Raw genomic sequence first — 12295 nt, 5'->3', positions numbered from 1 at the left:
AGATTCGGATAAATACTGTTTGACGAGTTCAGCCGAGCCCCAGCTCGCGCCAGATGCGCATCACCGCGCGACGCTCGTCATGGAATTGGTCCCCACTCACCACGCCAGTCAGTTTCTGCAGTGATTGCCGGTGAGCCGCGGCGCGGTAAGCCTTGTAGGCATCCTGCAGCAGCCGAACCTCATCGCCGGTCATCAACCCGGCCTGCTCCAACCCGTCAAGAATGCGGATGTTATCGGTATAGCGCAGCAGTTGCGGATGCTGGTGCGACCACGCCAAAGCCGCGTATTGCACCATAAATTCGATATCCACGATACCACCGGCGTCCTGCTTGAGATTGAACTCGCCGTCCGCCTGAAAGGCCTTGTCGGCCATTCCGGCCTGAGTTGCCCGGGTTCCGAGGTTGTCCCGCATCTTGCCGCGCATCTCGCTGACTTCGCGGCGCAGCTGATCAAGATCGCGAGGGCGACCCAGCACCGCAGCACGTACCTTCTCGAAGTCGGCCGCCAGCTGCGGACACCCCACCAGCACCCGCGCACGCACCAGCGCCTGGTGCTCCCAGGTCCAGGCCTCGTTGCTCTGGTAACGCTCGAAGGCACTCAGCGAGCTGACCAGCAACCCGGATACCCCCGACGGCCGCAGCCGCATATCGACTTCGTAGAGCTGGCCGGAAGTGGTCTGCGTGGTCAACAGGTGGATGATGCGCTGTCCCAGCCGCGTGAAAAATTGCGCGCCATCGATTGGCTTGACGCCATCGGTTTCGGCATCAGGATCGCCGTCGTGGATGAACACCAGGTCCAGATCAGAGCCGTGACCCAACTCGATACCACCTACCTTGCCGTAACCCAGGATGATGAAGGCCGGATCGCAAGGCGAGCCATCCACGCGACGGGGTTGACCGTGCCGCGCCACCGTATGCCGCCAGGCCAATGCCAGCACCTGCTCGAGGATCGCCTCGGCGAGCCAGGTCAGATAGTCGCTGACTTTCATCAGCGGCAGGGTGCCGGCGATCTCGGACGCGGCCACCCGCAGGCGGTGCGCCAGCTTGAAATGCCGCAGCGCCTCCATCTGCTGTTCCAGATCATCCTCGGGAATGCGAGCCAGCCGTTCCTGCAGCTCAGCGACAAGCTCCGGCGCCTGCGGCGGACTGAACAGGCGCCCGGCATTGAGCAACTCATCGAGCAACAAAGGGAAGCGCGCGATCTGCTCGGCAATCCAGGGGCTGCCGGCGCAGAGTTCAAGCAGGCGCTGCAACGCGCCCGGATTTTCCGTCAGCAAGACCAGATAGGCCGAACGCCGCGCCACGGCCTCTACCAGCGGAAGCACGCGTTCGAGCACCAGGTCCGGATCGTCCTGTTCGACCGCCTGCGCCAGCAGCCGCGGAATGAAGGCATCGAGCCGTTCGCGACCCAAGCGCTGCATGGTGCGCACCTGATTGCCGCTGCGCAGTGCCGCAAGGCGCTGGCAGGCAGCCTGACCATCGCGGAAACCTGCGTCGCTCAGCTGGCGGCAGGCAAAGTCCTCGTCCCAGTCCTGCTCCCAAAGCGGCAGCCACTCGCCGCCCACCAACGTTTCGCCTTCGGCGCTTTCGTCTTCGTCGGGATCGGCGATCACCTGTCGGAAGTGCCAGTCGACTCGACCGCGCCAATAGAGGAGTTGCCGGTGAAAGCCCTCCCAGTCACCGAAGCCCATGATGAAGGCGACACGATCACAATCGGTTTCATTTTCAGGCAGCATCTGCGTCTGCCGATCATCGATCGCCTGCAGCGCGTGCTCGGTGTAGCGCAGAAACTCATAGGCCTGGCGCAGTTCGTCAACCGCGTCGGCAGGCAGATAACCCTGGCCGGAAAGGGTAGCGAGGACCTTCAGCAAAGGGCGCTGCTGCAGGCTCAGATCGCGCCCGCCGTGGATCAGCTGGAAGGCCTGGGCAATGAATTCCACTTCGCGGATGCCGCCCGAGCCCAGCTTGATATTGGCGGCCATGCCCTTGCGCCGAACCTCCTGCTGGATCAACTGCTTCATGGTGCGTAGCGCGTCGATCGCGGAGAAGTCGAGATACCGCCGGTAAACAAATGGCCGCAGCATGTCCAACAGCTCTTTCCCCGCGGCCTGATCACCACCGACCACCCGGGCCTTGATCATGGCGTAACGCTCCCAGTCCCGCCCCTGGTCCTGGTAGTACTGTTCCAGCGCGTTGAAGCTGAGCACCAGCGAGCCGGACGAACCATAGGGCCGCAGGCGCATGTCGACGCGGAATACGAAGCCATCGACGGTCGGCGCATCCAGTGCCTTGATCAGGCGCTGGCCGAGGCGGACGAAGAACTCCTGGTTGTCCAGCGAGCGTTTCGCGCCAACGGTTTCGCCACCTTCCGGATAACCGAATATCAGGTCGATGTCCGACGACAGGTTGAGTTCACGCGCACCCAGCTTGCCCATGCCGAGTATGACCATATGCTGGGCCTGCCCCGTGCGCCGGCCCGTCGGAACCCCGAACTGCTCGCAGTGGCGCACGTGTAGCCAGTGGTAGGCCAAGTCGATGCACGCATCGGCCATGTCGGACAGGTCGCCGCAGGTTTCGGCGAGATCCGCCTGGCGGGTCAGATCGCGCCAGATGATCCGCACCTGCTGGCGGTTGCGGAAGCGCCGCAGCAGGCGTGCCAGGCTTTCTTCATCGGGACAGTCGACGAGCAGCTCGGCCAACGCCGTCCGCATCTCCCCACCAGCAAGCGATCGCTCCAGCAAGCCGCCGTCGGCCAGCTGGAGCAGCATTTCGGGATCTCGGCTAACCTGTTCGCAAACGAAGTCACTGGCGGCACACACTCGACCGAATGACGACCGACGCTGCGCTGGCCAGGCGGAAAACCGACGCGCTGCCTCCGACGAGTCGCGCATCGCGGCGAGGAACGTCTCCTCTGCACGGGTGACCAAAGGTTGAAGAGACGTCGGCAGTGGAACCAGTGATGGAAGACTCATAAAGTTCCCTTAGCGCAAAAATGACTACAGGACCGCTGGAGCGCCCGGAACAGAGCCCTTGGCGCCCGAACCAGCAAACGGAGCGGACCCGCACTGGATGTAGTTTTACTACTGATGAACGCAACAGGGGGCTGCCTCTAGTGCTGTTTTGTAGTAAAACTACAGGGCCCGGCTCTACCCCCGGCATCACATCCAAGAACATATACGCACCGGCCCACAAAGCCGGCAGCGAAGCAGGCAACCGATTCTGGAAGCCTTTCCGCCCTGGAGCAAGCCATGCAAGATCTCGATCCCGTCGAAACCCAGGAATGGCTGGACGCCCTCGAGTCAGTTCTCGACCGCGAAGGTGAAGACCGCGCCCACTATCTGATGACCCGGATGGGAGAGCTGGCCACCCGCAGTGGCACGCCGCTGCCGTATGGCATCACCACGCCCTACCGCAACACCATCCCCGTCACCCGCGAAGCCAAGATGCCCGGCGACCTGTTCATGGAGCGGCGTATCCGCTCCCTGGTCCGCTGGAACGCACTAGCGATGGTGATGCGCGCGAACCTGAAGGACCCGGACCTGGGTGGCCACATCTCCACCTTCGCCTCCAGCGCCACGCTATACGACATCGGTTTCAACTACTTCTTCCAGGCGCCAACGGAAGAACACGGCGGTGACCTGATCTACTATCAAGGCCATGCCTCCCCCGGCATCTACGCCCGCGCCTTCCTCGAAGGCCGCCTGAGCGAAGACCAGATGCTCAACTTCCGTCAGGAAGTCGATGGCCACGGCCTGTCCAGCTACCCGCACCCGCACCTGATGCCGGACTTCTGGCAGTTCCCGACGGTATCCATGGGCCTCGGCCCGATCACCGCGATCTACCAGGCGCGCTTCATGAAGTACCTGGAAAACCGCGGCTTCATCCCGAAGGGCAAGCAGCGCGTCTGGTGCTTCATCGGCGACGGCGAGTGCGACGAGCCGGAAACCCTCGGCGCCATTTCCCTGGCCGGCCGCGAGAACCTCGACAACCTGGTGTTCGTCATCAACTGCAACCTGCAGCGCCTGGACGGCCCGGTTCGCGGCAACAGCAAGATCATCCAGGAACTGGAAGGCGTGTTCAAAGGCGCCAACTGGAACGTTAACAAGGTCGTCTGGGGTCGCCTGTGGGATCCGCTGTTCGCCGCCGACGAAGACGGTCGCATGCAGCGCCGCATGGATCAGGCGATCGACGGGGAATACCAGAACTACAAGGCCAAGGACGGCGCTTACGTACGCAAGCATTTCTTTGGCGCCGATCCCGAGCTGCTCAAGCGCGTAGAGAAGATGTCCGACGAAGAAGTCTGGAAGCTCAACCGTGGCGGCCACGATCCGTACAAGGTCTATGCGGCCTATCACCAGGCGGTCAACCACAAGGGGCAGCCAACTGTCATCCTGGCCAAGACCATCAAGGGCTACGGCACGGGTGCCGGTGAAGCGAAGAACATCGCCCACAACACCAAGAAAGTCGATATCGACAGCCTGAAGAAATTCCGCGACCGCTTCGACATCCCGGTCAACGATTCGCAGCTTGAAGAGCTGCCGTTCTACCGCCCGGCCGAAGACAGCGCGGAGATGCGCTACCTGCGCAAGTGCCGCGAGAAACTCGGCGGCTCGCTGCCGCAGCGCCGGCCGAAGAGCTTCAGCATCCCGACGCCGCCGCTGGACACGCTCAAGGCCGTGCTCGACGGCTCCGGGGATCGCGAGATTTCCACCACCATGGCGTTCGGTCGGATTCTCTCGCAGCTGGTCAAGGACAAGGACCTTGGCAAGCGCATCGTGCCGATCCTTGCTGACGAGGCGCGCACCTTCGGTATGGAAGGCATGTTCCGCCAGCTGGGTATCTACTCCCCGGTGGGGCAGCTGTACGAGCCGGTCGATCGCGACCAGGTGATGTACTACCGCGAGGAAAAGGACGGCCAGATCCTGCAGGAAGGCCTGAACGAAGCCGGCGCATTCTCCTCGTTCATCGCTGCCGGTACCGCCTACAGCAACTACAACCAGCCAATGCTACCGGTCTACATCTTCTATTCGATGTTCGGCTTCCAGCGCATCGGCGACCTGGCCTGGGCGGCTGGCGATGCCCAGACTCGCGGCTTCCTCTTGGGCGGCACCTCCGGTCGCACCACCCTGAACGGCGAAGGCCTGCAGCACGAGGACGGCCACAGCCATATCCTCGCCAGCACCATCCCCAACTGCCGCAGCTATGACCCCACCTACGGCTACGAGCTGGCGGTGATCATGCATCACGGCATGCACGAAATGATGGAGCTGCAGAAGAGCGTCTACTACTACATCACCGTGATGAACGAGAACTACCAGCAGCCCGCCATGCCGCAGGGTGTCGAAGAAGGCATCATCAAAGGCATGTACCTGCTCGAGGAAGCCAAGGGCGACTTCAAGCACCGCGTACAGCTGCTGGGCTCGGGCACCATCCTGCGTGAAGTGCGCGCCGCGGTGGATATCCTCGCCAAGATGGGCGTGGGCGCTGACGTCTGGAGCGTCACCAGCTTCAACGAACTGCGTCGCGACGGCCTGGCCGTGGACCGCTGGAACCGTCTGCATCCGACCGAAGAGCCGCGCAAGAGCTATGTCGAGCAGTGCCTGAATGGACGTGAAGGCCCCGTCGTGGCCTCAACGGACTACATGAAGCTGTTTGCCGATCAGATTCGCCAGTGGGTCCCATCGCGCGAATACCAGGTACTGGGTACAGACGGCTTCGGCCGCAGCGACTCGCGCGCCAAGCTGCGTGACTTCTTCGAAGTCGATCGTCGCTGGGTCGCCGTTGCCGCCCTGCAGGCACTCGCCGATCGCGGCGCCATCGAACGCACGGTCGTGGCCAATGCCATCACCGAGTTCGGTATCGACCCCGAGAAGCGCAATCCGCTGGATTGCTGATGCGTGCGCACAGGAGAACCTATTGTGAGTGAAACCATACGCGTACCCGACATCGGCAGCGGTGAGGGTGAAGTAATCGAGTTGTTCGTCAAGGTCGGTGATCGCATTGACGCCGACCAGAGCATCCTGACGCTCGAGTCCGACAAGGCCAGCATGGAAATCCCGGCGCCCAAGGCTGGCGTGGTGAAGGCCTTGAAGGTCAAGCTGGGCGACCGCCTGAAGGAAGGTGACGAGCTGCTGGAGCTGGAAAGCGAGGAAGGCCAGACCAGCGAGGCACCGGGAGAATCCGCCGCCGAGCCCGCTGGCGCAGCAACCGGCGGCCCAGCCGACGAAGCTGAAGCGCCTACGCCTCCGGGCGATGACAACCCCTCGGCCTCCGCCGCAGAAGGTGAATCGCAGGAGATCAAGGTGCCGGACATCGGCTCCTCTGGCAAAGCCAGCGTCATCGAGATTTCCGTCAAAGCGGGCGACACCATTGCCGCCGAGCAGGCGCTGATCACCCTGGAATCCGACAAGGCCAGCATGGAGATCCCCTCTCCCGCCGCCGGCGTGGTCGAAAGCATCTCCGTCAAGGTTGGCGACGAGGTCGGCACCGGCGATCTGATCCTGATTCTCAAGGGTGCGGCAACAGGCAAATCGGCTGCAGCCAGCAGCGCGCCGCAAAGCCAGCCGAAGGAAAAGCTCACCGAGCAGGCCGCCGAGGCACCCGCCGAGACCGGCGGCGAGTCGGTTGAAGAAGTTCGCATCCCGGACATCGGTTCCAGCGGCAGCGCCAATGTCATCGAAGTGATGGTCAAGGCCGGCGACAGCGTTGAAGCTGATCAGTCGTTGATCACCTTGGAGTCCGACAAGGCCAGCATGGAGATCCCGGCCCCCAAGGCGGGCGTGGTGGAGTCGTTGTCGATCAAGGTGGGCGACGAAGCCAAGACCGGCGATTTGATCCTGACGCTGAAAGTGGCAGGCGCAGCCCCAGCGAAGAAGGCCGAGCCCAAGCCGCAGGAAGCCGAATCGCAACAGACCGCTGTAGCGCCCAACAAACAGGGCGTGCCGGAAGCAAAGGTGTCGGCGACTCCCGCTCCTGCGGTAAGCGGACCGAGCAAGGCAGGTACCAAGGTGCACGCCGGGCCCGCGGTGCGCATGACGGCACGCGAGTTCGGTGTCGAGCTGGCCGATGTTCAGGGCACAGGCCCGAAGGGACGGATTCTCAAGGAAGACGTCCAGGCCTACGTCAAGAACATGATGCAGAAAGCCAAGCAGGCGCCAGCTTCAGGTGCTGCTGGCGGTTCGGGTATTCCGTCGGTTCCGGAAGTCGACTTCAGCAAGTTCGGCGAAATCGAAGAAGTGCCGATGACCCGCCTGATGCAGGTCGGCGCCGCCAACCTTCATCGTAGCTGGCTCAACGTGCCGCACGTGACCCAGTTCGAGTCATCCGACATCACCGAGCTGGAAGCCTTCCGCGTAGCGCAAAAGGCTGTTGCTGAAAAGGCTGGCGTCAAGCTGACCGTACTGCCGCTGCTACTCAAGGCCTGTGCGCATCTGCTCAAGGAACTGCCGGAGTTCAATGCCTCGCTGGCGCCAAGCGGCAAGGCAGTGATTCGCAAGAAGTACGTTCATATCGGCTTCGCCGTGGATACCCCGGACGGCTTGCTGGTACCGGTCATCAAGAACGTCGATCAGAAAAGTCTGCTGCAATTGGCGGGGGAAGCCGCGGAGCTGGCCGAGAAGGCCCGCACCAAGAAGCTGTCCCCGGACGCGATGCAGGGCGCCTGCTTCACTATTTCCAGTCTCGGTCACATTGGCGGCACCGGCTTCACGCCGATCGTCAACGCGCCGGAAGTGGCGATCCTGGGCGTCTCCAAGGCGACCATGCAGCCGGTCTGGGACGGCAAGGCCTTCCAGCCTCGCCTGATGCTGCCGCTGTCGCTGTCTTATGATCACCGTGTCATCAACGGCGCTGCGGCAGCTCGCTTTACCAAACGCTTGTCCGAGCTGTTGGCGGATATCCGAACGATGCTGCTGTGATCGTTTGATACCGCAAGGCCTTGCCGTCAGGCAGGGCCTTGGCGAAGCTTCAAGCCTCAAGCCTCAAGCCTCCTCGAAGCCTGGGGCTTGTCGGCTTCTGCGGCAACTTATCCCTTCTGCAAGTCGCGAAACAGGTACGACAGGGCCTTTGCCAGCTCTTCCGCGCCGCTGGGGTCACGCAGGATGGTCAGCCAGGCGTCCCCTCCAGCCGAGCTGCTGAATACGCACACCATGCCCTGCGCCGGGCATTGGTACTGGATATAGGGGTCCATCCCGAATACGGAAAAGCTTCGATTGCTCACCGCTACATTGCCGGATGCATCACGCCGCTCTTCCCGAATGCGCAATTCACCAGGCGCACCCAGCCCGAGTTGGTACTGAAGGTCCTCAGGCTTGGCCTGGCCGATTTGATAAGCAGCCCGCAACGCATAGGTGTCAAGCAAGGCGTTGGCATGGGCGAGCAGGGCATTTCGTTCATCCGAAGTCAGATAGAGACTTTTGAGCCTGCCCAGATATCGGGTCGATTCGCTGGAGTCCAAAGCACTTGTCTCAGAGGCTTGCAACTGGCCGCTGGCAATGGACAGAAAGGCTATCAACAGTAACTTTGTAAGCTGACTTGTCAGTCCCTGCTGCATGATGCACCCTTGCAGTAATTAATATTATTTAGCCACCGTCTCGCCCCGAAAGGCGTCTGCGCTGCGGCTAGCCAAGTGACTGTCGCAGCATACTGGAAGCAAACCGCTCGATGAAAATACATGCCGATGCCGCCAACCGAATGGCGACCGAGGTTGTGACGCAGTTGCCAGTGCCCTCACGGCTAGGCATGTTGCGCTTCGAGCGTTTGAATGAATCCAGCTGGGCATTCCTCTACCTGGACCCTGCCTGTGAACGCTACCTGGGCCAGCCCGCCCATGACCTCTGCTCCCTGATCGATTCGCCCTATGCCAGCCTCATGGAACCTCAGGTTCGGCTTCGTCTCCATGACGTCGTGCAAGCGCAGCTGGCGAGCCAGGGCCATTACGCGGTTCGTTATTGCCTACACACGGGTAACGGGCCGCTGGACATGCTGGAGATCGGCGAGCTCTGTCAACAGTATGGCCGGGAACTGGTTAGAGGCTTCCTGATCGCCGAGCCCCATTCGCCGGGAGCTTCACCTGCGCTGGAATCGCAAAATGCAAAGCTGCGCTCTTCACTTGAGTATTACCAGCAAGCTCAGGACGAACATCTGGAGCACCTGATTCGCTCCCGTGCCCAGCAGAGCCTGATCGTGCGCCTGGCCCGCCATCGCTATGGTTCTGCCAACCCGCAGCTCGAAGCCGCGCAGCTGATCACCCAGGCCGCCAGCGATGCCTATGGAATCGCCCGAGCCTCGATCTGGCACCTCGATGGTGACCAACTGGTCGCCATTGCAGCCTATTGTCGAGACAAAGGCGGCCTGGAATATCCTCGCGCGCTGGACCTGTCCGCCTGTCCTCGCTACGTGGAGGCGCTGCACAGCGGCCGCGTGATCGATGTGCGCAACGTGAGCGAGGATTCTCGCACCCAAGAACTGGTGCAAGATTTTTTCAAGCCAAGGGGTGTGACATCCATTCTTGACGCCACCATTCGCGTGGGTGGGGAAGTGATAGGCGTACTTTGTCTCGAGCACTCCGACGGTGCCCGGACCTGGCATACCGACGAAATCGCTTTTGCGGGCGAACTGGCTGATCAGTATGCCCAGGTATTGGCCCATCAACAGCGCGTCAGCGCGACACACACGCTGCACCTGTTCCAGCGCGCCGTAGAACAGAGCGCCAGTGCCTTCATCCTTGTCGACCGGAACGGCACGATCGATTACGTCAACCCCAGCTTCACCGCCATCACCCAGTTCACCGCCGACGAGGTTCGCGGTCGCCGACTGGCCGACCTCACTGCGCTGGAAAATCTCAGCGAGCTGCTGTTCGACACCTCGTCGGCGTTGGCACAGGGCAATAGCTGGCAGGGCGAGTTTCGGAGCCGACGCAAGAATCTGGAGCCCTACTGGGGTCAGCTGTCGATCTCCAAGGTGTTCGGTGAGAGCGGCGAGCTGACGCATTACATCGGCATCTACGAAGACGTCACCCATGCCAAGCAAGCCCAACAGCACATCGAGCGGCTGGCCTATACGGACAACCTGACCAACCTGGGCAACCGTCCGTTCTTCATTCGCAGCATTGAGGAGCGATTCAGCAGGGACAAGCATCCACGGCTGTGCCTGTTGCTGGTGGACATCGACAATTTCAAGCGGATCAATGACAGCCTTGGGCACCAGACCGGTGACAAGCTCCTCATCAGCCTGGCGCGCAGGTTACGCAACAGCCTCAACCGCGACAGCGTGCTGGCCCGCTTCGCCAGCAATGAATTCGCCCTGTTACTCGACGACATGGATCTGGAGGGCGGGCAGCGCCTGGCCAACCAGGTACTGCGCATTCTCGACAAGCCCCTGTTTGTCGACAAGCAGCTGATCAGCGTCAGCGGTTCGCTGGGGCTGGCCTGTGCACCGATGCACGGACGCGATCCGGAAACGCTCATGAAGCACGCGGGACAGGCGTTGCACAAGGCGAAGGCCAACGGCAAGAACCAGGTACAGGTCTTCACCGAGCAGTTGCATGCCGAAGCCAACTACAAGCTGTTCGTGGAAAACAACCTGCGCCGAGCGCTGGTGCAGAATGAACTTGAGGTGTACTACCAACCCAAGCTATGCCTGCGCACCGGCCGATTGCAGGGGCTGGAAGCACTCTTGCGTTGGCACCATCCGGAAAAGGGCATGATCCGCCCGGACCAGTTCATCAGCGTTGCCGAAGAAACCGGGTTGATCATCCCGATCGGTAAATGGGTGGCGCGCGAGGCCTGCCGAATGGGCGTACAGCTCTCTGCGCTTGGCCTGGGCACGCCCCAGATGGCGATCAACCTGTCACCCAAGCAGTTCTCCGACCCCGACCTGGTCGGCTCGATCGCAGCCGTTCTAGCCGAGGAGCAGCTGCCAACCGAACTGCTGGAACTGGAACTGACCGAAAGCCTGCTGCTCGAAGCCACAGAGGAAACGCGTCAGCAGCTCATCGGCCTCAAGTCACTTGGCGTGACACTGGCGATGGACGATTTTGGCACAGGCTACTCGTCGCTGAGCTACCTGAAGAAATTTCCCATCGATGTCATCAAGATCGACCGGAGCTTCATCAAGGATATTCCGGGCAACCAGGACGACATGGAGATCACGTCCGCGGTGATCGCCATGGCCCGCAACCTGCGACTCAAAGTGGTCGCCGAGGGGATCGAGACCAGCGAGCAACTGGCATTCTTGCGCCACCATCGCTGCGATATCGGGCAGGGCTACCTGTTCGACAAACCTATCCCGAGCGGCCAGCTAATCACCTCGCTGCGCCGCTATCAGCGCTGGGTTTGATACGTCTTCCACTCGGCAGGGATAGAACGCCAGGGCCTGCTCAGCTGTTAACCTTGGTATCGAATAACCAAGACCATCAGGCCCGAGGAAGCAACCATGACCCTGCGCTCCCAGATTCTCGTCCATAAACAGGCGCTCCCCGATGCAGAGCAGGCTCTGCCTGGCCGCGCCACGCCTGTTCCGGTGCCGAACGCTCACTATGTCAACGGCAACCCCTTGAAGCCGCCTTTCCCTGCAAACTTGCAGCAGGCGGTTTTTGCCATGGGCTGCTTCTGGGGAGCGGAGCGACGATTCTGGGAGCAACGCGGCGTATGGACGACCGCGGCAGGCTACGCCGGAGGTCATACACCCAACCCAACCTACGAGGAAGTCTGCTCCGGCCTGACCGGACATACCGAAGCCGTGCTGGTTGTGTTTGACCCGCAGGTGATCTCTTACGAGGCGCTGTTGAAGCTGTTCTGGGAATCCCACAACCCCACCCAAGGCATGCGCCAGGGCAACGATACCGGCACCCAGTACCGATCGGCGATCTATTGCCTGGATGATGGGCAGCTTAAACAGGCCCGAGACAGCGAAATCCGTTTCCAGGCGGAGCTGAACAAGCAGGGGCTTGGAGCGATCACTACGGAAATAGATGCGGCTCCCGCCTTCTACTATGCAGAGGCATACCATCAGCAGTATCTGGCAAAGAACCCAGGAGGCTATTGTGGCCTGGGCGGTACGGGTGTCTGCATGCCAGCGCGGTAGGCCAGGACCGACCTTCCACTGCCGCGACCAGATCGAAGGCACCCGAAAAGAAAACCCTGCCGAACAGGCCGTGATGAATCCGCCGTGCGCGGTCAAGCTGAGCTAAACCGTTAACGGGCTCATCTGCTGCCTGCAGACTGCGCCCCTTGGCTGGTTTTGTCGTGGCCTGACTTTGCTCGCTACGTCTTCATACGGCCTGCGTGGCAGGGCCT

General features: G+C 61.6%; 6 protein-coding genes. 4 read left to right on the top strand and 2 right to left on the bottom strand.

Going from position 1 to position 12295, the window contains the following annotated elements; genetic code table 11:
* Positions 1 to 28 precede the first annotated feature (28 nt).
* Positions 29 to 2971 carry a bifunctional [glutamate--ammonia ligase]-adenylyl-L-tyrosine phosphorylase/[glutamate--ammonia-ligase] adenylyltransferase gene (gene glnE, locus AC4LFW_RS21165; RefSeq protein WP_491821848.1) on the bottom strand — a complete coding sequence of 981 codons (2943 nt, stop codon included), beginning with the start codon at positions 2969 to 2971 and terminating at the stop codon, positions 29 to 31.
* A gap of 276 nt (positions 2972 to 3247) precedes the next feature.
* On the opposite strand from glnE, the gene aceE reads away from it, so the two are divergent.
* Both aceE and aceF read left to right on the top strand, forming a co-directional pair.
* Complete coding sequence (gene aceE, locus AC4LFW_RS21160) at positions 3248 to 5893, top strand: pyruvate dehydrogenase (acetyl-transferring), homodimeric type (protein ID WP_491821847.1); 2646 nt, start codon at positions 3248 to 3250, stop codon at positions 5891 to 5893.
* A gap of 24 nt (positions 5894 to 5917) precedes the next feature.
* Positions 5918 to 7915 (top strand): dihydrolipoyllysine-residue acetyltransferase, encoded by a 1998-nt coding sequence (gene aceF, locus AC4LFW_RS21155; protein WP_491821845.1) that lies wholly within the window; start codon positions 5918 to 5920, stop codon positions 7913 to 7915.
* A 107-nt stretch (positions 7916 to 8022) separates the two neighbouring features.
* On the opposite strand, the gene AC4LFW_RS21150 is transcribed toward aceF, so the two are convergent.
* Complete coding sequence (locus AC4LFW_RS21150; protein WP_491821843.1) at positions 8023 to 8550, bottom strand: hypothetical protein; 528 nt, start codon at positions 8548 to 8550, stop codon at positions 8023 to 8025.
* Between the two features lie 110 nt (positions 8551 to 8660).
* Between AC4LFW_RS21150 and AC4LFW_RS21145 the strand changes: the two genes are divergently transcribed.
* The gene (locus tag AC4LFW_RS21145; RefSeq protein ID WP_491821841.1) at positions 8661 to 11336 is read left to right on the top strand and encodes a putative bifunctional diguanylate cyclase/phosphodiesterase; all 2676 of its coding nucleotides are present in this window, start codon (positions 8661 to 8663) and stop codon (positions 11334 to 11336) included.
* A gap of 96 nt (positions 11337 to 11432) precedes the next feature.
* Positions 11433 to 12083 carry a peptide-methionine (S)-S-oxide reductase MsrA gene (msrA, locus tag AC4LFW_RS21140; protein WP_491821839.1) on the top strand — a complete coding sequence of 217 codons (651 nt, stop codon included), beginning with the start codon at positions 11433 to 11435 and terminating at the stop codon, positions 12081 to 12083.
* The last annotated feature ends 212 nt before the right edge of the window (positions 12084 to 12295 follow it).

The organism is Stutzerimonas sp. C6.4V (assembly GCF_058536345.1).
The sequence above is the reverse complement of the archived record's forward strand: the minus strand, read 5'-3'. Positions and strand labels throughout refer to the sequence as shown.